We start from the raw sequence: 22,525 nt of genomic DNA, 5'->3' as shown, positions 1-22,525 counted from the left end.
ACAATCATTTGTCAAATGTTCCTAGTCATTTAATTTATCTGGGGGTAACTTCTCAAAAACCGCGGGAGAGCCACACTTCCAGGCAGTGTATTGAATAGGTGGGGGGGTTGCAAGGGTTTTGGGACCGTGCTCAATCGTTTATCTTTAAGGCAATAAGCGGGGAACCAATTTTTTGCGTGTCGTCTCAAAAAGAACGCGACAAGAGCAAAGAGATATGCTTTACAGGGGCGCATGAGAACCACCCCAAAGATTCCCGAGATTCGCGAAGAGGAGCTTACACCTTCGGTGACGGCTCTTGTGGAGATTATGCGGATCCAGCAGGAGCAGATTCAGGAACTGCGAGACGAGATAGCCAGGTTGAAGGGGCAGAAGCCCAAACCCAAGATTAAACCTTCCGTCCTTACGGAAAAGGACGGAATTCTTGAAGTGGGTCTTGAGTCTTTGGGGTTCAAGGATAGGCATATCCGCATCGCCACGGAAGCCGCCTTGCTGGGGAGCATCCAGAGAAACAAGTCTATCAATCCGGATCTGGTCATCCTCAGCGACGATACGGGCCAGTTTGAGGTCTTGCGCCGCGCTCAAAGCTTACAAGCAGTCTCCTTCCTGCCCCTGAAAGGAAAACAGCGCTTCAAGAGTGTTTTGATCAGATATTCACCACACGAACGCTCTATGAAAGATTGAATCAGGCCTTAAAGAGGATCCACAAGAACAAGCCTGAACTCCTATTGGTACTTGGACCGACCTGACGTGCCCTTGCACAACAACGCCAGTGAGACTGATATTCGTGAATACGTGACAAAGCGCAAGATCAGCGGATCGACCCGCAGCGATCTGAGACTCCGCTGCCGTGACACCTTTGCTGGTTTGAAAAAAACCTGCCGAAAGCTGTGCATAGGTTTCCGCCGCTTTCTCGAAGACAGGGTGTCCAGGAAGAACCTCATCTCTAGCCTCAGCGATCTCATTAGGCTGAGAGTCCCCGTGTCCCTAATAAAACAAACTCCGGACGTCTACGGACAACTCGATAAAAACTCTGCCGCCATCCTCACCCAGAAAGCCGGTGGTGACTCAGTGCCCAACTATTCCGGGAAACTGCCCAAGCTTATACAAGAAGTTACGGACGCATCTGGGTTCAGTCAGAGCAGGGAAAGGGAGCCACCTTTCTTTTCACAATCCCCACAAAGGATTCAGAGTCCTAAAAAGAAAAGTAAGAATTCTTCCTACTCGAATGACGTATAGAGTAATGTGGTAGTTGTTTGCAGTTTCAAATAACTACCACATCAGGTTTTCTGGACCACTAGCCCTAAGTCTCAGGCGGCGGGTCGGGGTTTTTATGCGGTGTTCCAAGATATGGAAAAACTGTTAGAATGTCGGTGTGAGGTTTAAGCCCGTCGGGTGGGATTTTGCCCTTCGAGAGCATGGATAAGCGTCGCGCGACAATGTGGTCGGTTAGTAGGCGGCCGTTAGGGTACCCCCCTGGCTTGGCTGGGTCGAAGCTCAGCATATCGGGGAGGATTCCCTCGGCGTCGATCGCTGCCCTGGCTTCCTCGATGGAGTAATCCCCAACGTGTTGCAGCACATGGATGAACTGGTCGAGGAAGCGCTCCCGGTCGTGAGCAGGCTCGCCTCGATTGAATTCTGGTTTAGTCTCGTCAGTGTGGAAGAAGTTCGCAAGGGTCGGGTGGCCAGAGCGATCGACAGGAACAAGTTCCCCCGCACGGCGGATACTGACCCGTCCCCAGATGCGTACATTTGGGTTGGCTCCCAGAACACGGGTCGGCAGCTCAAACGCCATGCTGAACACGTTATAGTTGGCAAAAAGGTCCTTGCCGGTCCACCGGCTCGGGTCCGGAGATCCCTCCAGCCCGGTGAAATTTTTGCCGCCCTTGTGGTCGAACATGTTAAGAATTCCGGCAAAATCAATGAAGAATGCGTCGCTGCGAAGTCCAACAAAGAAAGTGTATGGGCCGGAATTGACAATGCGTGGGTCGGGACCGAATGACACCTCAACATTTTTGAAGATCGGCTCCCCAGAGGGCTCAGCTTTCCGGGCCTCTGAGCCGGTTGCCAGGTAGACTGTCGCATACTGGCGACCGTCTAGCGGCTCCGAGAACACAAGGATGAGAGCGACGTCGGTCTGGGCATCGCCGTCGTTGTCGATGTTAATCCGGTACACCGCGTTAGGGTGAAACGCCGCCGCTTTGGCGAACGAGTTACAGTTTAGTATTATTACGGTTCTCGACGCGTCCGTTGGTACTTGAAAGGCGTAGAGATCAGTGAGGTCAAGTCGAGTGTCCCCTTCAGGAGGACCGAGACTCAGGCCGGTAAAGTGGTTTGACATGGTATTCTCCTTTCACGGTGTTTCATCGGCGCATTAGCTGGAGCTACAGCTCTTTGCCCCCGTTATGGCGCCGCCTATGGTACGTTTGATGCCGGAAATCGGATTCGGTTCCCGCTATGTGAGTCTTTTTGCTATCGCTGTCGCGGTAACTGTCGCTGAAATGCCAGGGTTACTGAAAGTTCTCCGAAAGAGAGGGCTCTCTCATTCTAGGAACAATTGCCTGATTTCAATTACACTTGCGCATGTTGAGAGTTATTCCCATTGTTCTGATTTCGGGACAATTAAAACTAGTAATTTGCTTTCTTCAAAAGAACTTCCAGATAACGCGACTTTAATTGACGACTAGCGGTTGCTCTCTTAATGGGTGGCAATCTAAGAATAGCGCCGAGAATCGCGGCTAGGGCTCGATGGCTAAACAATGACTGGTTGTCAAAGATGAGGTCCTGAAGAGAGCCTCTTTCAATCGCCATGATCACCGCCCGATGAACGCCGTCCACAGGTGTAATTGTTCGTTCCGGACGGGATTCCAGGTAGAGCGCCCCGGTAAGACAATTATTGACGCATACTCCACATCCAAGGCACATCTTTTCGTCAATTCTTACTCGACTTTCTGACTCTGGGAGGGTCTCTTCCTCATTTCCAAACGATATTGCGTTGACTGGGCATAAAGTTGAGCACTGTCCACAGCCGATACATTTGTCTTTGGTGATTTGAGCGATGAAGTTCGAATGAATTGGACGAACTAATCCCAATTTCTGGATTGCGAGCATGGCCTCACAACAACATCCGCAGCAATTGCAGATAAAATTTACCTGGTTACGGACGTTCTCACCAAATTGCACAAGATTATAGGAGTATGCGGCATGGAGAAGGTCAAGGCATTCGGAAGAACTTACCTGGCGAGCGAAGCCGTGCCGCGTTAACGATGACGCTGTAACGTTGAAAGTCATGCAGATTTCTAAAGGGGCGCCACACGCCCTCTCCATATGCGTCATTTTATGTCTGCAGTAACACATGCTGACGCCTATATGAGTGGCCGTTCGTATTACCTCAGTGGCACGTTCATGATCCAGAACATGAATCGCGTTTTGTTCCGACAGAGCGGGTTCCTGCACAAATACTCGTCCAAGTTGTGTCTCACCATCGAGAATTAGAGCCCGGATAAAGTCTTCTTCTACGTTTATGTATTGATAGAAAAGCTCACTAAGGACTTTCTGGTCTAAGTCGTTTCTTAATCTCATCATGGAGAATTCGAAAAATCCTGCCATTGGAGGTGGCAAACAATAAAGGATCTCTCCGTTCCGTTCAATGTCCACTAAAATTGCTCTGTCCGCCAATTCGTCCAGGATTTTCCTTGCAGACAAAAGATCCATTTTCCATGCTTTGGCTGCTTTTCCAGCGTTAAATGGCTTTATGGGTAAGATGGCTACCAGTTCCGCCTCTTTTTCGCTGAACAACATGGCTAGGATCCGGTATAGAAGTTCGGATGGCGGCGCTCCTTGGGGGAATCGATTTAATCGATCTATGAGCGCCGTGTACGGTGTCCTTACAAGTTGATGGGCCATTATAATGTCACTCTTCCTGAAAAAAGGATTTTCCTAAAAAGCCGCAGCAGGCAGCCATTTTCACTCACTTAAAAACACCTTTATCAACAGGCGTTTATAACTATGCTCCCTACAATAAAAGGTATTCCCACTATCTCCACGATTACAGTGCGTTGCGGCGCTACTTGATATCATTACGTTTTTCTGACGTCCAAAATTGCGCGACTTGCATTCCTCTTTGAAAAACTGGACGTTTAAGAAATTTACTAACAGCCTTGCGAACGAGTTATCCACAGGACCTGTGGACGGTCGATGATAGGTTGATGCTATTACTAGCAAAACTCTATTATTGGCAACCTTTTTTACAAACAAAACTCCTGTTACAACGTTTTGGTTTAAATTGGGGAAAATTTGACAGTAAAAGTTGTTCATCAGCTTTCGTGCTTGGAGTGTGTATGAAATCCAACGAAGCCTGGATTACGTTAGCGTCCTTGGCAAGTGACTCCGTACAGCGCTCCAATCTATCTTGTCAGCTCAACAAGAAGCTCCACCATCTAAGATCGATAGGCAATTCGCAGGCTGGCGATGAGAATGACAATTGACCCAACAGCCATCAATGCGGCCCAGAACCAATAGGGCAATAGAAGAATCTGCTGCATCCGACCAGTATCCGAGATTCCCAATGGACCAGCCGAGAAGCTAAACAGATAATCAAGTTGAAAGTACGTCGCGACGCATGCCTGCACACCCAGGAACTGGACTGCAAAAAGCCGAATTCCTTGAGATCTTGCGAAAGAGATTCCCAACACTATCGATCCCATTACAAGGATTGCGACAAATCCAAAAATCGATCGGACCCAAACCATTGCGGAAAAAATCAGGAAGATCCCTAAGAATTTCAAAATCACTGAAGACGCTTTAGGATTTCTGGAAGCTATTATTAACCCCGCTCCCGCCAGTGGCGGTCCCATCGGTCCAGCCGCCGCAACTAGGAAACTGCTAATGGGTTCAAGCAACATTGGCCTAGAATAATATGCGATTCCAGAGCCGTTTGAAAAAATCATCAGCTTTTCGAATTTACCTCCCAAAAGAAAGGCCACCAAGCCATGGGCCATTTCGTGAAACCACGTAGCCATAATTGTAAAAGGGTAGAGAATGTAATTGCCGCCCGGGACCTGCCACAGAACGATAGTGAGAATGGCGGCTCCGATCAAACCGAAAAGTCTGATTCTCTCAACATTTTTGATGGGTTGTACTGCGATCAATTATTCCATCGTCCTTAGAAGACCATTTTACCAATTACCTGAAACGCCCGTTCTGGACTCGTTCTACCTGATCCAGCAATGTAAACGCTCCGTCACGGAAATTCTTATCACGCTGTTCAGCCTAAAAAGCGCTCTGCCGGATTTAGCTCGTGGCTTTGTAGAGGCTGCTCAATGAATCCTATGTTCAAATACATCTTAAGAAGTAGTACAATCAATATCGGATTAAAACCGGAGGAGTAAAAAAAGATGTCCCGAAGTATAATGTCCGGCGCTCTATGTTTGTCATTAATACTCCTGTGGCCGTTGATCGGACTTTCAGAGCAGGCGACTACAGTGTTATCGGAACCGTCCGGCGGCTTCAAATTTATGATTCCTGAAGGATGGACGACGGCCGAGTTCCCTGGATTTAACTTCAAAATTTGTCGTGGTTTTCCTTCCGGTGGTTTCGCTCCAAATATAGCTGTGATTGATGAGGCTTTCGATGGGTCAGTTGAAGACTACGTAACGGCTTGCTCAGCGCCTATGAAAAAAGACGCTCAAGGTTTCAAGCTGCTTGAGAAAAGGGCTTTTAATACAGACTCAGGTATCCGAGGAATTAAGCTCGTATTTGATTCCAAATGGGATCGAAAACAACTGATGCAAACCCAGTATTACTTTAAAGGAATAAAAGAGAAAATGTTGGTCATAACGTGTTCTGTTTTACCTGAAGATGGCCGGAAGTTCGCAGACATATTTGACGCCGCAATGAAGACTCTTCAGATTGTTGAGCCTACTGAAGGAAAACCGAAAAATTAGAACTTCTTTAGTTTATTATTGCCCACCGAATACAGCCTGTAAAAAAACTAATTCACTACAAAGGCCTTTTGAAGCCATCAGTTTGCCTGGGCTCAACTCCAAGCGACATTATGGTCTTTCTTGACGTTCCTACTGTCCGTTGAACAAATTATGTTAAGTACTGACAAAAAATATTTTCACCCTTTGGTAGCCAAGAGGAAGGATTCAGGACTCTTTCCCTTTGGGCAGAGTCCTGTCCGATTTGTGTCAGATATGTATTTTGCAGAGGAAAAAGTTTCCAGTACGCGAACATTTCAGAAGCTATAACTCTATCTTTGCTCCCATCACGGCGATGAACCGAGCCAGCCAATCAGGATGGGCGGGCCAAGCAGGAGCGGTAACCAGATTGCCATCCACGTGGGCCTTATCTAAAGGAATGTCTACCCATTTACCTCCTGCGCAGTTTACGTCAGGGGCCACAGCAGGATAAGCGGAGCAGGTCTTGCCAGTCAGGACCCCGGCTGCGGCAAGGACCTGGGCTCCGTGGCAGATTGCCGCGATGGGCTTATTTTTATTTGCGAAATAGCGTACGGCGTCGAGCGCTCCTTTATTCAACCTTATATATTCAGGCGCGCGTCCACCCGGAATCACCAGTGCGTCGTAATCGTCCAGTTTGATCTCGGAGAACGTAGCATTTAGAGTGAAGTTGTGGCCGCGTTTCTCGCTGTAAGTCTGATCGCCTTCAAAGTCGTGGATAGCTGTCCTGACAATGTCGCCCGCTTTTTTGTCAGGACAAACCGCATGAACGGTATAGCCGAGCATTAATAATGCCTGAAAAGGCACCATTACTTCGTAATCCTCCACGTAGTCCCCAACTAACATCAAGATTTTCTTTGTTCCCATGAGTTCCCTCCTGTTAGTAATCTGTGAGATGTTCTACGAGACGGCCGTTGGCGCCGGCCTAATTTGCCAAGAACACAAAGAAGACTCGGCGACGGACTTTTTAAAAATGATTCAACCTCCATTTTTATTTACAGTTCTATATAATTCTCCGTCTATTCAGATGACATCCCAAAAACGTGATATTTTTCTCCGGCCGCAGTTTCGAATTTGATTGAACCTCCAACCCACCAAAATCTAACAATGAAACTCAGTATCCGTCATTCAGCCTAGCATTTGAACTGACCATAAATGTCACCCTGGAGACTCGAACAAGTGAGTGACCGAAGTTTCTGACAGATCTCCTGTTCCCCCATCCAACAGGGTGATTCCATTACTATGCGGCTCTCAACAGTGTAATTGAAACGATATGTTCCAAGACGTCGAAGAAGCGCAAAACAGTCAAAGGCGTGTTCCAGAAATTCAACATGATACTCGAATGATAGATTTGTCAGGGGGCGAGAAAGCCCGGAAAGGACTTCCGCCTCAAATCCCTCTACATCGATTTTACAAAAATCCGGTTCACCATACAGCTCTATCAATGAGTCCAGTGTTGTTACCGGAACCGTTATGGTACGACTCCAATCGTAGCGCAAGAATCTTCCGCTTGATTTCACGGCGGTGATCCATTGCCTGGACATCGAGGAAATAGGCGACCGGATGTCGCTAATCATGAATTCATGCTCTCCCTCTAAGGCTCCAATAGCCGTCGGGACAATAGATACTCGAGGGTTCTGTCCGAACCTTCGATCAAGGGTTTTCAGGCAATCATCTTGAGGTTCCACGGAAATCACCCTGGCCCCAAGCTCCAAATACAATGCGGTCATGTCCCCCACGTTAGCGCCGATATCAAAAACGAGATCACCCTCCTTGATCAAGGCTGAAAAGAATCTCAACGATTGCCCATGAGACAGCAGTCTTTTGATTTTCTTGAAAACTGCTCTGGCTCTCGAATGTTGCCTTAAGATTGCCGTTTTTCGGCGCCCAAACAAGTCAAGTAAATTGTTGAGTTCTATATTCCCCACAAGGCCTCATATAAACTTGCCAACAAGCAGAGAATTGGTTTTATAGAAGCGTGTTTCATGGACCATGATTCTTCTAGGCATAATGCGTCAAACCAGTGCAGATAGAAAAAGTCCTCGGCTTCTGAAACAATACTTTTCCTGTTTCAGCAGCGCATGCTAAATATCATATCCGATGGGAGTTTGATGAGTCAAAACTTCCCGCGCCCATCATGTTTGCGCGTGTAGGTATTTCGTGAAATATTCCACGTTATCTCAACAACTTCGCCGAACAAAAACCATTGAAGCCCTCCAGGCTGAGGCGCAAGACGGTTCCGGCCTCAAAAAAACTCTCGGTGTGGTTGACCTTCTCGGAATAGGAATTGGCGCTATTATCGGAGCAGGCATATTTGTTCTCGCAGGGCAGGCGGCGGCCCAATACGCTGGTCCCGGCATCGTGATTTCTTTTGTTATCGCCGGGATTGTAAGCGCACTGGCTGGATTGTGTTATGCTGAGTTCGCTTCAATGATTCCCGTTTCTGGGAGCGCCTATACGTACGCCTATGCAACTTTGGGCGAGATTTTCGCGTGGTTTATCGGATGGGATCTAATTATAGAATATTCTATAGGGGCGTCGGCCGTTGCTGTGGGCTGGTCCAGTTACGTTGTGAGCTTCCTACATCAGTTCGGCATAATTGCCCCTCCAGAATTTTCGGGTCCTCCCGGAACACAGTTCGTATTTTTATCAAACGAGCTAATACGGAAAATAGGTATTTCCGGGGCTGAGGGCTGGTATCAGGTTGGTTCTTATCTTGAGCGACTTCATCAATCAGGCGTCTCTCTAGACAGCCTGCCACACGCTACTGCCATATTGAACCTCCCAGCCGCCCTAATTGTACTGTTCGTAACGATTATTCTTGTCAAGGGGATTCGCGAGTCCGCGCTATTCAATACAGCCATTGTGGCGGGCAAGCTAGCTGTTATATTGACGGTAATTGTCGTCGGAATCAGGTTCATCCAGACCGATAACTGGGTCCCGTTCATTCCACCGAATTCCGGCCAATACGGGGAGTTTGGGTGGTCTGGAGTACTAAGAAGGAGCAGGGGTTGTCTTCTTCGCTTACGTTGGATTCGACGCCGTCTCAACTGCGGCTCAGGAAGCCAAGAAACCTCAGACTCACATGCCAATAGGTATTTTAGGTTCGTTGGCTGTCTGCGCTGTGTTGTATGTTCTGTTCTCCCTGATTTTGACCGGGGTAGTCAACTATTCAAGGCTCAATGTTGCGAATCCTGTAGCTCTGGCCATTGACGCCACTGGCATTCTCTGGTTGGCGGTGTTGGTAAAACTCGGGGCTATCGCTGGTTTGACATCCGTAATCCTGGTCCTTCTGATGGGACAGCCACGTATCTTTTTTAGCATGGCCCATGATGGCCTCTTGCCAGCATTCTTTTCCAAAGCGCATCCACGTTATGGCACTCCCGCCAACACCACAATCGTAACTGGCTCGGTTGTGGCAATATTGGCTTCCTTGCTCCCGGTACGAATTTTAGGCGAACTGGTTTCGATAGGCACACTAGCCGCTTTCATCGTTGTATGCGCCGGCGTGTTAGTGCTCCGCTATAAAAGGCCCGACATCCCGCGACCTTTCAGAACCCCCTTCTCGCCTTTTGTACCCGCGTTAGGGGTAGCATCATGCACGCTTCTTGCTCTGAGCCTTCCGTGGGAAGCCTAGTTACGCCTTATAGGCTGGCTGGTTCTTGGTTTTGTTATCTATTTTTCTTATGGAATTCATCACAGCCATCAACGGGGGAGTCAAAAACAACCGTCGCCTTAATTACCGGGAAGACAAAGAGCGATGAGAGGAACAACTGCGCAGCGAAGATCGAAATAGCGTCACCGAACGTAGCTTTTGAAAATGGCTAAAAAAATCAGCGTTTTGTTTGCCTCAAAATAGTATTGCGAGACGGGCAAGGACATCAACCTCCTGTTCGCTGTACTATTCCGTCACTGATCAGGATCTCGCAGCGCATTACTACGGTAGGATAGCAAATACCCTCGCAGGAAAACCGGAGCCCTTCTTTGGCTTTGGAAACGCTACCACCACTAAAGCCCCGTATTCGGGAACTTTGTCCAGGTTGGCCAGAAGCTCGATCTGAAATTTGTCTCGTGAAAGAATGTACGCCTCAAGGGAATAGTCTCCTTTGCTAGTGGCGATACCAGGGTCGGTGTCGGTGGTTTCGTGGCCTGACGCAGTAATATTGCGCTCTTCGTAGAGGTAGGTAAGGACATCCTTGCTCCAGCCTGGATAATGGGCAACGCCTTTGTCGTCCTGGTTACGCATCGCTTCTCCGTTTGGCCATTTCTTTGACCAGTCGGTTCTCATGGCCACAAAGGCGTTCTTCGGTATTTGACCGTGTTTCGCTTCCCAGGCCCGGACATCATCCATGGAGATCTGATAGTCCGGATTGGTCGTTACCTTACCGCTCACGTCGATGACGACAAGGGGAAGAAGCATTTCCTTGACGGAGATTTCGTCGAGAAATCTTTTTCCTCTTGCGAAATGCGCCGGCGGGTCCACATGAGTGCCCCATTGGCCAGGTATTTCGTATTTATGAGCGAGGAAACCGCTTCCTTTCGTTCCGATTCCCTTGTCGTAATAGTACGTGGTAACTCTTATTTCATCGTCAAAACCGGGCCACTGTGGGATTCCCGGATGAAATGCATGGGTCAGATCGACGAATTCCTTGGATCGCAACATTTCAACTACAGGCCATAATGTCGCCGGCGATTCGGCTCCCGCAGTTAATGAAATGGCCATGATGAATACTAACGAGACGAAACTGAATTTCTCTTTCATCGTTCTGCGCCTCCATTTGATATCCCATGCTGGCACATCCTCAATTCCCAGGCTAATCTACCTTATGTCTTATGTAGGGTCAAATCGATTAATTACAAGTATTTTTAACATGTTGGAACAAGATGGCGGCGTACTGTCCTCTAATACACTTATGCTTATATGGGTCACCGCCTTGTCTGTGTGGCCGCCTTATTAAGAAAATCATTCGCGTAAAGTTGACTCTATCACCCACTATATGTAGTGTGGGCCATCATAGGATGTCCAATGTCGGATTAGCTATCAGGAAGGGAAAAAGCTATGGCGACAAATCCCGATTTCATTTCTCCTTGTGGTCTTTATTGTGGTGTCTGCGCCATTTATATCGCACACCGCGACAATAACATAAAACTAAAAGGGCGGCTGGTAAACCTCTACAAGGGAGGAACTCCCGACAAGGGCACACTCCCGAATAGCGAATCCCTATCAATAGGAGACATTCAGTGCCGCGGCTGCTTATCTGAGGAACGGTTTATGCACTGTCGCCAATGTGAGATCAGGAACTGCACAAAAGATAAAGGATACACAGGCTGTCATCAATGTAATGAATTTCCGTGTCATTACATTGACAATTTCTCTATGACTGTTGGAAAGAAGGTTATTCTCCGGGCTATCCCGTATCGTCGAGAGGTTGGCGATGAAAAATGGGTTCAAGATGAAGAAGCCCGCTATATCTGTCCAGAATGCGGCAATAAAATCTTCCGGGGCGCAGCGAAATGTAATCAATGCAAAGCGCAGTTGAATCTGGACTGATCCATTCAGAAACTAAGCGCAACATCTTGAGGTCACAATATTGATGTTCAGTCATGCAAAAGACCATGGGACCGAGCATTAAACAAACTGCAATTTCCGCGACCACGGATCCACGTTTGCGCCACATATGGCTCAAAAACGCCAGAATCAGAAAGATAGACCACTAGATTAGACAGGCCATTGGACATAGCGACAGGATGTTGCCGATGAGTGAACGCTACGGACGGATCAGCGACAATGAAACTGAAATCTTAACTGCGGTAAACGCCTAAAAATGAAATCAATTTTAAGCCCGGTGTTAGCTTTTTGTTGGCTTTTTTACGGTAGAGGTCATTGTCAACGTTTCCGGGAGAGCTAACTCATTGTTTTTATTTGGTAGGCGGGAGAGGGCTTGAACCTCCGACCCCTGCCGTGTGAAGGCACAAATTCGATAATTACATAACTGGCTACGCCTTGATTTCCTTGAAGAAATAAAGCACTATTGAACACTATTGGTCACTATTAAGCGCTATGATTACGTAAAAAGCGACGCCAAAATGACGCCACTTTTTAGGACATTTTTATGCTGTTAAAAGGAATCAGGTCGGGCAAGATCTGTTTCAAAAAACCTTCATTGTCTGACATCACCCCCGACTCCCCTAACCGGTCACGAGACCTCCCAGCTAGAATTCTATGCTCCCTTGTTTGATTGAACAATTTGCGGTTTCAAGACCTCTCTTTCATCTGTTGGTTTGGAATTAGATCACCTGTGGGCACCAAGACAGCACCAAGTTCAGATCATCAATAAGTGCCGTGAAGACAGGACCTTATTGGAGCTTCTGCTAGGCCTCGGTATGCAGTGCTTCAATCGGGTTGAGCCGGGAAGCTCTCCACGAAGGAAATATGCCGAAAAGGAGGGCGGTCGCTAACGAAAAAACAAGTGACAATAGGATGTACTTGGGCTCCAAAACTAACGGCATCCTGGAGATCAGTTTCACTCCGGCCGATGCACTCAGCCCGAGAAGGAGGCCCCCAATTCCACCCAGTATGCCGAGAAACAAAGATTCAACAAGGAATTGAACAAATATGTCACTCCGTTTCGCACCTACAGCCCGCCGAATGCCTATCTCGCTTATCCGTTCCTGGATGGAAACAAGCATAACGCCCATGATTCCGACTCCTCCAATAACCAAGGAACTGACCGCGATGCTCAGGACGAGAAGGCTGAATGACCTTGAGACCGAACTCTGCGCCTCGATCACATCGGCTTGATTCTGAATGGTAAAATCATCCGCCTTATCGTCACGCAATCGATGGCGTTCTCTCAGGAGAGACTTTATTTCCATACCTGCGGTGTGGATATTGTCAAGTCCGGCAGCCTCAACGAATACGTGGCTCAAATACGTCACATTCATGAGTTTGGATATGGCGGTCCGCAAAGGCACAAATATTTGGTCGTCTTGATCCTCACCAGAAACAGACCCCTTTGGAGCCGTTACGCCGATGACCTTGAACGTCACCTTTCCAATCATGATGGACCTTCCAGTGGGATCACGCATCCCAAATAGAGACTCGACCACCGTGGGGGCAAGAACTGCAACGTGCGCCATCAAGCTGTTTTCCGTCTCATCAAAAAACGATCCTGATTGGAGCGAGATATTTCGCATTTCCTGTATTGAAGGCACGGTACCCACAATCTTTGTGCTGTAGGTCACGCTATCAGATTTTACCAACAGTTTCTTGGAATGAGCAGGAGCGACAGCACGAACCGATGGACACTCTTCAGCGATTGCGGCCGCATCTTTCAAGGTCAAATTGATTATCATTCCCAACTGCCCGAGCTGTCCCTTGATCACCCTTGACTGCCCTGCGCTCACGATAATCATATTTGGCCCCATGTCTTCGATTGACTTTCGGATTTCTTGCTCGGTTCCTCTTCCAATTCCCACTAGGACAATGAGGGACGCTACACCTATAATGATAGCCAACACGGCAAGGAAAACCCTCAACCGATTTCCTATGAGCGACTTTATGGCTATTCGGAAGCTGCGTAACTGACCGGTTCGCATGAGAACTTACCTCAATGCTGAAATAGGCTGCAAACTGGCAGCTTTTTTTGCAGGCTGAATGCCTGCCAAGAGCCCCACGACAATTGCACTTGCAAACCCGACTACGATGGGCTGCCACATAATGTCAGCAGGCAATTTCATATAACCTGACAACAGCTTGAGACCCATAAGTCCCACAACAATTCCGAGAAATCCACCCGCTGCGGCAACACAGACGGCCTCCAACAGGAACTGGGCGAGGATATCTCTCTTTCTGGCCCCAACGGCCCGCCGAAGACCGATCTCCCCCCTTCTCTCATTCACTGCAATGAACATGATGTTTGCGATTACAATTGCGCTTACCACGAGCGATATACCTGAAACCAGCATGAGGAAAAGGCTGAATGTTGCCGAAAGGCTCGACATCATGTTCATGATCAAGGTGGGAGTCACAATCGTGAAATCATCCTCAAGCCCTTCCCGAAGATTATGCCTTTCCCGTAAGAGTTCCCGAACATCGTTCACGGTCCGAGACATCTTGGACGAATCGTTTAATTCCACCTTTATGGCAAAGAGGTAATCCTGGTGGAATACTCTTTTTTGACCGGTGGAGACGGGTATGACGATTTGATTGTCCAAGTCGTCCCCGCGGGGCGACGTCCCTCTCGATTCAAGGATGCCGACGATCTCAAACGGGTTGTTGTTAATGAGAATCCGCTTGCCGACAGGGTCTTCGTCTTCAAACACGTCCCTTTGGATCGTTCTTCCAACAACGGCCACCCGCGCTCGATAAATGTTGTCTTCCTGTGATAAGAACCTTCCCGCTTCCAGCCCTGTCCCCCACATTGAGGCCCAACTGGAGTTCGCTGCAACGATTGATGCGTAAGTATTCTTGTTACCGTATTTCACAGGAAAATCCGTGCGCACGATTTCGGGACACACGTCCTTCACATTAGCAATTTCTGAAAGTATTGCCCGTGCGTCCTCCAGCTTCAGACTCGTGCATACGGGTTGCGGGACTCCCGGCTTTCTTCCGGCGCCGGCGATGACACTTATCTGCTTCAAACCGAATTTTTCTACCCTCGCCAAGACCTCGTCCCGCGCCCCGATTACCGAAGAGGTGATAACGGTGAGCGTCGCCACACCGATAACCACACCGAGTATCATAAGGATCGTTCTGGTTCTATATGTTGCGATGGCGTTCAGCGCTTGCCGTCCCATCCGCAGCATTCTCATCATGCCGCCTCTCCTGATCGGGTTCCCGTCGGTCTGTCGCTGTAAATACAACCGTCCTTTATCTCGATGATTCGGTGAGCCTGATGCGCAAGCTCCTTGTCGTGGGTAACGATAACCATTGTGGTCCCCGCCTTGTGGAGTTCGCGAAATATCGTCATAACTTCCTGACTCGAGGTGGAGTCCAGATTCCCGGTGGGCTCATCAGCAAGAATGATGGTTGGTGAGTTAATCAGCGCTCTCGCTATGGCAACTCGCTGCTGTTGGCCTCCGGACAATTCTCTTGGGAGGTGATGCACCCGATCGGCCAGGCCGATGGTGGCCAAGACGCGGGTGGCCCTGTCTTTCATGTCACCTTCAAAATCGCTGTAGACGAGCGGAAGAATCACGTTTTCCCAAGCGGTCATTCGCGGTAGGAGATGAAAAGACTGAAATACAAACCCTATCTTCTGATTCCTCATTCTCGACAGCTCATCATCGTCCATGTCATGAACTGGAATGCTGTCCAAGATGTACGAGCCGCTCGTCGGTTTATCAAGACAGCCTAGAATATTCAGCAAAGTACTTTTCCCCATTCCAGACGGAGCCATTATCGAGACAAACTCCCCCTTGCTGATACTCAGGGAGACGCCGCGAAGAATTTGCACCTCCAAGTTCCCTTTCTGAAAGGTCCTAAAAAGGTTTTCCACTTGTATCATGGACTGCCCCTCGCTTTGTACATTTGCTGAGCGGTTCGCCGATAACGACCTGCTCGCCTTCTTTCAGACCATCCAGTATTTCGAGGTAGGCCTGATCTCTTACTCCGACCTTCACGAATCTTTTCTCCAGGAGGCCCTTGTCGGTCACAAGGATGAATTTCCGAGTCCCCTCACGTCTTACGGCCTTATGTGGCACTGAAATAACACCCTGCCGCCGATCGATGGAAATCGATACATTCGCCGTCATGTCCGGCTTCAACTTGCCTTCTCGGTTATCCACACTTATGGATGTGAGGTAGTAGACCACGTTATCCTGAGTGGTGGCTGATGGATAGATGGATGTAACTTTGCCCTGGAACTCCGCAGCTTGGTGGGCTGGCACGGTGAAAGTGGCTTCTTGATCGATCCGCACGTTGCCGATGTCATTTTCATCCACATAGGCGAGCACTTCCAGGTGGTCAAGGTCGATGATTCTGATGAAGGTAGGAGCGTTCAACCCCGTCACCACCGTCTCACCTTGCATGGTGTTGACCGACGCGACGGTGCCCTTGATCGGTGCAAGAACGGTCGCGTAAGAGAGCTGAGACTCCTGGTAATCCAATTCGGCCTGAGATTTGAGAGTTCTCGCCATGGCCATTTCGTGCTGTGCTTCACTCTGGTCCATTTTCTGGGGCGAGATTGCGTCGGTGGAATGTAGCTTTTGGTAACGCTCACGGTCTTTTGCAAGGCGAAATTCCTCTGCCCTAGCTTCGGCAAGAACCGCTTTTTGAAGCTTTACCTTTGCGACCAAGTCTTCCTGTTCAATCCTTGCAATTACCTGTCCCTTATGGACCTTGTCTCCAACGTTGATGGGCAACTCTACAACTTTCCCAGGCATCCTTGCCCCAACTTTCACGTCGGCTCCCACCTTCGCCTTGACGATTCCGGTTGCCTGAATCACCGCAATCACATCCCGCTTCGCCGCCGGTACAGCCTCGTATTCTTTTGGTGGTTGGTCCGAGACCGTTCCACAGCCCAAGAACGCACCCCCAGCCAGAACACCAAGAACAAGGAGTATGAGAACTTCGATCCGGCTGAATCTCGACGGTGTTCTTGTCGCCACTCTTGTAACCGTATTACGCTGGCACGCTCCTGATGTGACGGAGTCCCGATCGCGTCTAATATCTTCTCCCGAGTTGGCTGCAGGCACATTGACTTTCATTGGGAATCTCATCTGTATGTTGTCTACTCCAGGGATAACTCAAGTATCCAGACTCCGAGATAGATTCTCATGAATGCGGAATCGACGGAAAAACGGCAGCATTCATGAAACTGTTGCTACTGAAAGGGATGGAATCCTCGTGCTTCAAATGATTCGTGTATCCATCAGTAAAAGTTCTCCAAGTCCGGAGGGTCAACGTTTTTGCCCTCGGCAATTAGTCTCAATATTTCTTCCCTCTTTTTATCGGGTACTTTCAAGGCTTGCTTCCAAAAGAGGTCAATGCTTGATCCAGAGATTGCGGCTAACATTTCGGCGACAATGAAGGAATTTGGGGCGCATAAGCATCCCTTCCGATGCAGTGGAGCGGTGGGAATAAGGTTTGATTCCTATCCACAGCGCTCCACGTTTACGCGAAACGCCTATTATTTGGGCATCATTTTCGCGTGCGGTTTCGGCCTAACCAGGAAATCCGCCAAGCGATCCACTTGCTCCGGCGTGAGCTTTGCGAACTGCTCTCTTTTCATTTTGAGGCCTTCTGCCATGACTTCCGAAGCAAGCCTTGTTATGTCTTCATCCAATTTCGCAAGCTTGCCGGCTTCTATCTTTCCGGAAATTAACATGACTCTTTTCTCATCGTTCAGTCCCATCAGACCATTTCGAGTCTTTCTGGTCCTGTCTTGAAAATCAGCATAGGCGAGCCGCATCTGTTTCATTTGGTCATCCGTTAACTTGAGTCTTTCAATCAGATCGGGTGGCGCATACAACAGATTCGGGAAATCTCCGTGGGGCGGCGGCCCCGGCGGTGGTCCGGGAAGCCCACCAAAAAATGCCCCTCCATGAGGAGGCGGCCCCGGTGGTGGTCCGGGAAGCCCACCAAAAAATGCCTCTCCATGAGGAGGCGGCCCCGGTGGGCTTTCAAACGCAACAAGACAAGTCGCTGAGGCGATTGTAAAAAGCCCTAGAACCAGCACGAAAACTGTCTTCTTCATTGAATTCTCCTTCTTTTTTTGCAATCGGTTCACTCGGACTGCGAACGCTCGCGGCCAGTAGGCACGCAGACGTTGCTCGTCTGAGGACAAGTCTATATTGTGATTGTGGAAAAAATATGGAGGAACTGTGTTAACTTTGTGGAATGGAGAAAATTGTCATCAGGAACCAGATGTAATGTCGAGACGTTTCTCAGTGGTCTTCGGCCGAAAAGTCGGTAACCTCATCTAGTTTGTAACCAACCCCGTATACCGTGCTTATTATCTCTTGTTCCGGAATCTTTTTAGCCAATTTCTTGCGCAAATTTTTGATGTGTGAATCGATGGTTCGGTCATATCCGTCGAAATCGTATCCTTGGACGAGATCTAGGAGCTCTCCCCGCGTAAACACACGATTCGGCCGCGCCATCAGGGCTCTTAAAAGAGCGAACTCGTTAGGGGTCAGGATCAGAGGATGTTCGCCGACGTATACTTCGCGGGTAGCACAGTCCATAGATATTGGTCCTGCCCTAAGCTGTGGTTCAGTGGGTTGCGGTTGACTGCGCCTTAGTACGCTCTTCACGCGTGCGACTATTTCCCGGGGGCTGAACGGTTTACATACGTAGTCATCCGCTCCCAGCTCAAGACCTATGATCCGGTCAATTTCCTCGACGCGGGCGGTTATCATTATGATAGGTACGTTAGAGAATTTTCTGATTTCTCTGCACACATCCATGCCGTCCATGCCCGGCAACATGATATCCAGAAGAACCAGCAGAGCCCCGTTTTTTCTCACTTCCGCGACCGCTATATCTCCACGCTCCACGGTCGTTGTTGTGAAACCGGCAGAGACAAGATAATCCCGGAGCAAATCGGCAATCTTTGACTCGTCTTCCACGATCAGCACATGTTTTCCCATCATGTCAGCCTCTCATATCAATTCAGGCCCGGACGAGTTCGAATTCAATCGAAACCAGCAATCCTCCCAAGGACGAATGTGCTGCACGAATCGCTCCGCCGTGTCCGCTCACAATTTCCCTACATATTGAAAGGCCGAGCCCGCTGCCTCCTAAAGCCCGACTTCTTGATTTGTCCACACGATAGAGTCTGTCGAAAACGCGGTCAAGAGCCTCAGAGGGGACCCCCGGCGAAGAATCTTCGAAGACCAGCGTTAGTTTTTGGAGCGAGCGATAATGATTGATCCGCAGGACTCCGGGAGAATCAGTGTATCGGACACTATTCTCGATCAGATTTGCGAATAACTGTCGCAAGCGATCTTCGTCGCCCAAAATTACGGAGCCTTCGTCCCCAATCGAACTCGCCTCAAGTTGAATACAGGCTTGGGTGAGTAGCGTTTCAAATGTAGCGATCACGTCTTGAAGTAATACCACCGGCTTCACAGGAAGCTTTTTCTGAACGAGATTCTTGGAATCCGCTACAAAAAGCAGATGAAGGTCGTCCACGAGTTTACCGATTCGGTTTGTCTCGTCATGAAGTGAGCTGAGCCTCTCGGGACTTACTTCTCGTACTCCATCCTGCATTGCTTCTATCTCGCCGCGAAGAATGGCCAAAGGTGTTCGGAGTTCATGAGCTACATCAGCGATCCATTGCTTTCGAACTGTTTCGTTCGTTTCAAGGGCCTGCGCCATAGAGTTGAAAGTGTCTGCCAGTTGGCCCAGCTCATCTCCGGTGCGCACGTCAATTTGAGTGCCAAAATTGAGCGAACCCAGGTCTTTTGTCGCTTGCGTCAATTGTTGGATCGGCGCAACCAAATGCTTAGAAAGGAAATACGAGATCAAGGCTGCCAGAACAAAGACGCAAAGTCCGGCTAAGAAAATTGCCCTGGTCTGTTCCTGCAAAAAGGCCAGCTCCAACGGATGCGACCCATGCTTCAGCGGCATGAGCCCGAGCCAGCCTACGGTTCGCCCGTTCGCATCAATCGGACGAAGCGTATAACTTCGGATGGGTAATCCGGGAGCACCTATAACAAGCTGTTTGTTTTCGTCAAGAAGGGCCAGCCGTGGCTCAATTGATTCTCTGAGAGGAGGAGGGAGAGGAAAAGGGAGAGGCGGGCCGCTTCTCTCATCTCCTTTGCCGCTGAATCCCTGCTTGAAGTCGTTCTCCGGACTCTCGTGTTGAGGCGTGCGCGGATATCCGAATGAAAAGTTTCTCTCCTGATGGCTTTCTGCTTGGCCGGGCAGAAATGGTGGTGGCGGGGGCGCTGGGATTTCGGGTAAATAGTGCCAAATGAATCGGAGCCACAGGCGCGGATTGTCTTGGAAGTGTTCCCAAGTCTGCTTTTCCTGGTACAGAGAGCCGAGAGCGGTCGCCAAATCATCCAGTTGTCCCATCTCCACTTTGGTCACATACTCGGAGAACCTCCAATTTGCTGCAAAATACGTGATTAAGGCCAGAACGACTATCGAGGCTAGAATGGTAACGATGAAGGCCGAGAAGATTTTGTGAAACAAGTTGAACTTCATTCTTCTCCTTCTATGGACTACCCCGAAAGTAGATCACAAAAGCGCCCAAGCGATCAGCGCATCCCCCGCCAATGGAACATCTCAAGCACTTGCTCCTGCCACACTTTTCTCAGCGGTCACTGGCGTTTACCCCATGCTCCAAGTCCTTCTTTTAGCCTTCGAGACACGACTCATTCTCTTTACAGGCCTGCGTTGCCACGTCATCCGCCTGTGCAACAGCGCCATCTATCATTGCTGTTGTGGATTGTACGACAATCTCCAGATGGCCCAATAGGCATCCGCATGATCAACCACGAGGTCCCGAGAAGGCAGACGCTGTCCCTCGTTCAAGGGAATGACCATATTTTATAGTGCCCGAACATACCTCACCACACGCCCTCAGTCAATTGCGCCGTGCTCGGTAGTCCTCCGCCAAGCGCAGGCCTGGACGGATCCATTCGGGATAAGGACACAAATCGCATGGACGCTGTTGCTTCACTGGTTAGACAATCTCGATACCGGCAGCCCTTTAACTGTGGTCACAAAGAATCATGCTCTTTTTACGAAATTAGTATCCGAAAAATTTTTTTCCCCCGAACTGGGCAAGAAAGAATTCGCAATCCTTGCTGAACTTGGCCCCAGTAAACTCACATCACTTAATGAACGTGGCACAAGAGAAATCATCCACCCCCTGTTCCCACTTGTGATGAACTTTGGAACCGCCATCCCCCCTTGACTATATCGTGAATGCACGGCGTCCTGACTTCATCAGTCTGTACTGGCCCTTGCTCAACCAGATGGCGGGCTTCCAGTAGGTTTTCAGTAGGTACTCAACTTTCGCAGTTGAAAAAAGGGTCAAAAGGGTAAGTAAATATCCATGTGCTAATCACGTGGCTTTGTCTTTGCCCCCAAGGGGGGCTAAATGCTTGCCCCCGGAGGAGGCAAGCATAGTTGTTCCTGTCAACGCTCTTACTCTTCCTGGTATTTTACATACTTGCGGATCATGTTCGCATCCAGACCTACTGTATCGACACTGTAGCCTCTCCCCCAAAAATGATTACCCCTCCCAATAGGGTTTCTTCCTCAAATAGGGGAAACCTTTGAAAACTCGAATTGCTGTTCGTCCCTTGAGTTGGGAGGATTGGCTCCCACCAAATAAAATGGCGTCGCGTAGTTGAGTGAGGCTAAAAGCAGGCTCTATCGATTCTTGTAAGTGTGATCGTGCGGACCCGGCAGAACGTACTTCACGGTTTCGTCCTGACAATCCTGGCACTCATGACATCTAACGATTTGATCATCGGCCTTTTGCCTACAAATCATGCAGTTCAGTTAGATGATAATGAAATTCCGCTTTACCGGGGCGCTGTAATATCCCCTGAAGTTGGCTTTCAGGGGTTCACCCATACCAATGGGGTTGGCAAGGATCATGTCAACAGAGGTGGATACATTTTTGCGCATTACGAAGGCGCCACTGCCCAATTTCGATTAAATCTGGCAACAGTAGAGGCTATCGACAAACTGGTCATACCCAATCATTCAACCCAAATCTTAGTTTCTGCATGTTGAGAAAATGATTGTTGAATCTGTGAAAATGGTAGCAACAAAAAGCAAAGGGTCCCGGATGTTCAAAAAACACCATCGAGACCCTTGTACTTTATTGAATTTATTGGTAGGCGGGAGAGGGCTTGAACCTCCGACCCCTGCCGTGTGAAGGCAGTGCTCTCCCACTGAGCTACCCGCCCATATCTTTTGAGCTTACCATTATCATGCGAAACAGTCAAATCCACTCCTAAAAAAAAATTGGATCGGGGGCGACTGGCGCCGAGTGGGGCTGACTACCGATGCCCTCAGGATAACTTGACATGTTTCTCAAGTCTGGAATATATCTAATGGAAGAGGACGCTCCCCCATGCCCGCAAGCATCCTAAAAGGCAAGAGCATACTGGCCGTAGATGATGAGGAAGATATCCTCGAAATCCTGGCGGAAGAACTTGAAGACTTCAAGGTAGATTACGACACAGCCTCGACCTATGAAGAGGCGCTAAAGAAACTGGTGTCATTTACTTATGACCTGGTGATGCTGGACATCATGGGCGTTCGAGGATTCGACCTGTTACAGGTTGCGGCGGCGAGAAAAATGCCGGTGGTGATGCTGACCGCGCACGCTCTCAATCCCGAGAGCCTCAAGAAATCTATCGAACTTGGCGCAAGGGCTTATCTACCGAAAGACCACATAGTCAAAATGATTCCTTTTCTTGAAGACCTGCTAATGTTAAGCTATCAGTCCACCTGGAAATCGGCGTTATCTAGGCTTGGCGGTGTTTTCGGAGCGCAATTTGGACAGGAATGGCGTAAAACTGAAAAGGAATTCTGGGACAAATTCGAACGAGATCTTGAAATAACCGAGTCAACAATCATCGAATCATGATTG

20 protein-coding genes, 2 tRNA genes and 3 pseudogenes are annotated in these 22,525 nt (G+C 49.0%); 8 read left to right on the top strand and 17 right to left on the bottom strand.

Annotation, left to right across the window (positions count from 1 at the left end):
* Positions 1-231 precede the first annotated feature (231 nt).
* Both WC647_09940 and WC647_09935 read left to right on the top strand, forming a co-directional pair.
* Positions 232-681 (top strand): hypothetical protein, encoded by a 450-nt coding sequence (locus WC647_09940; GenBank protein ID MFA6222620.1) that lies wholly within the window; start codon positions 232-234, stop codon positions 679-681.
* A 66-nt stretch (positions 682-747) separates the two neighbouring features.
* Complete coding sequence (locus WC647_09935; GenBank protein MFA6222619.1) at positions 748-1,236, top strand: hypothetical protein; 489 nt, start codon at positions 748-750, stop codon at positions 1,234-1,236.
* Between the two features lie 64 nt (positions 1,237-1,300).
* Here the strand turns inward: WC647_09935 and WC647_09930 are convergent, their stop codons facing one another.
* From WC647_09930 to WC647_09920, 3 genes are all read right to left on the bottom strand, one after another.
* Positions 1,301-2,338 carry a DUF4331 family protein gene (locus WC647_09930; GenBank protein ID MFA6222618.1) on the bottom strand — a complete coding sequence of 346 codons (1,038 nt, stop codon included), beginning with the start codon at positions 2,336-2,338 and terminating at the stop codon, positions 1,301-1,303.
* Positions 2,339-2,625: 287 nt separating this feature from the next.
* Positions 2,626-3,903 carry a 4Fe-4S dicluster domain-containing protein gene (locus WC647_09925; GenBank protein ID MFA6222617.1) on the bottom strand — a complete coding sequence of 426 codons (1,278 nt, stop codon included), beginning with the start codon at positions 3,901-3,903 and terminating at the stop codon, positions 2,626-2,628.
* 533 nt (positions 3,904-4,436) lie between these two features.
* Entirely contained in the window at positions 4,437-5,147 is a 711-nt protein-coding gene (locus WC647_09920) for a M50 family metallopeptidase (protein ID MFA6222616.1), read from the bottom strand.
* A 246-nt stretch (positions 5,148-5,393) separates the two neighbouring features.
* Here WC647_09920 and WC647_09915 point away from each other — a divergent pair, with 246 nt between their 5' ends.
* Positions 5,394-5,942 carry a hypothetical protein gene (locus WC647_09915; GenBank protein ID MFA6222615.1) on the top strand — a complete coding sequence of 183 codons (549 nt, stop codon included), beginning with the start codon at positions 5,394-5,396 and terminating at the stop codon, positions 5,940-5,942.
* Between the two features lie 300 nt (positions 5,943-6,242).
* Here WC647_09915 and WC647_09910 read toward each other — a convergent pair whose 3' ends face one another.
* Both WC647_09910 and WC647_09905 read right to left on the bottom strand, forming a co-directional pair.
* Entirely contained in the window at positions 6,243-6,824 is a 582-nt protein-coding gene (locus tag WC647_09910; protein MFA6222614.1) for a DJ-1/PfpI family protein, read from the bottom strand.
* Between the two features lie 266 nt (positions 6,825-7,090).
* Entirely contained in the window at positions 7,091-7,885 is a 795-nt protein-coding gene (locus tag WC647_09905) for an FkbM family methyltransferase (GenBank protein ID MFA6222613.1), read from the bottom strand.
* A 232-nt stretch (positions 7,886-8,117) separates the two neighbouring features.
* Between WC647_09905 and WC647_09900 the strand changes: the two are divergent.
* Both WC647_09900 and WC647_09895 read left to right on the top strand, forming a co-directional pair.
* Positions 8,118-8,843 (top strand): annotated as a pseudogene (locus WC647_09900) (amino acid permease).
* 178 nt (positions 8,844-9,021) lie between these two features.
* A pseudogene (locus WC647_09895) lies at positions 9,022-9,594 on the top strand (amino acid permease).
* 300 nt (positions 9,595-9,894) lie between these two features.
* On the opposite strand, the gene WC647_09890 reads toward WC647_09895, so the two are convergent.
* Positions 9,895-10,719 carry a cyclase family protein gene (locus WC647_09890; protein MFA6222612.1) on the bottom strand — a complete coding sequence of 275 codons (825 nt, stop codon included), beginning with the start codon at positions 10,717-10,719 and terminating at the stop codon, positions 9,895-9,897.
* A gap of 297 nt (positions 10,720-11,016) precedes the next feature.
* On the opposite strand from WC647_09890, the gene WC647_09885 reads away from it, so the two are divergent.
* Positions 11,017-11,508, top strand: a complete 492-nt coding sequence (locus tag WC647_09885; protein ID MFA6222611.1) for a DUF3795 domain-containing protein — start codon at positions 11,017-11,019, stop codon at positions 11,506-11,508.
* Between the two features lie 373 nt (positions 11,509-11,881).
* Here WC647_09885 and WC647_09880 read toward each other — a convergent pair.
* From WC647_09880 to WC647_09845, 8 genes are all read right to left on the bottom strand, one after another.
* A tRNA-Leu gene (locus WC647_09880) sits at positions 11,882-11,962 on the bottom strand.
* Positions 11,963-12,329: 367 nt separating this feature from the next.
* Complete coding sequence (locus WC647_09875; protein MFA6222610.1) at positions 12,330-13,556, bottom strand: ABC transporter permease; 1,227 nt, start codon at positions 13,554-13,556, stop codon at positions 12,330-12,332.
* A gap of 6 nt (positions 13,557-13,562) precedes the next feature.
* Positions 13,563-14,774, bottom strand: a complete 1,212-nt coding sequence (locus tag WC647_09870; protein MFA6222609.1) for an ABC transporter permease — start codon at positions 14,772-14,774, stop codon at positions 13,563-13,565.
* Positions 14,771-15,466 (bottom strand): ABC transporter ATP-binding protein, encoded by a 696-nt coding sequence (locus WC647_09865; protein MFA6222608.1) that lies wholly within the window; start codon positions 15,464-15,466, stop codon positions 14,771-14,773. Before WC647_09865 ends, WC647_09870 begins: the two co-directional genes overlap by 4 nt.
* Positions 15,441-16,667, bottom strand: coding sequence for an efflux RND transporter periplasmic adaptor subunit (locus tag WC647_09860; GenBank protein MFA6222607.1), 1,227 nt, complete (start codon positions 16,665-16,667; stop codon positions 15,441-15,443). Before WC647_09860 ends, WC647_09865 begins: the two co-directional genes overlap by 26 nt.
* A gap of 422 nt (positions 16,668-17,089) precedes the next feature.
* Positions 17,090-17,656 (bottom strand): hypothetical protein, encoded by a 567-nt coding sequence (locus WC647_09855; GenBank protein MFA6222606.1) that lies wholly within the window; start codon positions 17,654-17,656, stop codon positions 17,090-17,092.
* 190 nt (positions 17,657-17,846) lie between these two features.
* Complete coding sequence (locus WC647_09850; protein ID MFA6222605.1) at positions 17,847-18,554, bottom strand: response regulator; 708 nt, start codon at positions 18,552-18,554, stop codon at positions 17,847-17,849.
* A gap of 19 nt (positions 18,555-18,573) precedes the next feature.
* The gene (locus WC647_09845) at positions 18,574-20,115 is read right to left on the bottom strand and encodes an ATP-binding protein (GenBank protein MFA6222604.1); all 1,542 of its coding nucleotides are present in this window, start codon (positions 20,113-20,115) and stop codon (positions 18,574-18,576) included.
* Positions 20,116-20,584: 469 nt separating this feature from the next.
* On the opposite strand from WC647_09845, the gene WC647_09840 reads away from it, so the two are divergent.
* Positions 20,585-20,830, top strand: coding sequence for a hypothetical protein (locus tag WC647_09840; GenBank protein ID MFA6222603.1), 246 nt, complete (start codon positions 20,585-20,587; stop codon positions 20,828-20,830).
* A 233-nt stretch (positions 20,831-21,063) separates the two neighbouring features.
* On the opposite strand, the pseudogene WC647_09835 reads toward WC647_09840, so the two are convergent.
* The 3 genes and pseudogenes from WC647_09835 to WC647_09825 form a co-directional block, all read right to left on the bottom strand.
* Positions 21,064-21,226, bottom strand: a pseudogene (locus WC647_09835) (transposase).
* A gap of 197 nt (positions 21,227-21,423) precedes the next feature.
* Positions 21,424-21,552, bottom strand: a complete 129-nt coding sequence (locus tag WC647_09830; GenBank protein ID MFA6222602.1) for a hypothetical protein — start codon at positions 21,550-21,552, stop codon at positions 21,424-21,426.
* A gap of 209 nt (positions 21,553-21,761) precedes the next feature.
* Positions 21,762-21,836: transfer RNA gene (locus WC647_09825), tRNA-Val, on the bottom strand.
* A gap of 167 nt (positions 21,837-22,003) precedes the next feature.
* Between WC647_09825 and WC647_09820 the strand changes: the two genes are divergently transcribed.
* Positions 22,004-22,522, top strand: a complete 519-nt coding sequence (locus WC647_09820; GenBank protein MFA6222601.1) for a response regulator — start codon at positions 22,004-22,006, stop codon at positions 22,520-22,522.
* Positions 22,523-22,525: the final 3 nt, after the last annotated feature.

Source organism: Desulfomonilaceae bacterium, from assembly GCA_041662605.1.
Classification (GTDB): Bacteria; Desulfobacterota; Desulfomonilia; order Desulfomonilales; family Desulfomonilaceae; genus CAJBEZ01.
Note: the sequence above shows the minus strand (reverse complement) of the source record. Positions and strands in the feature narration are given on the sequence as shown.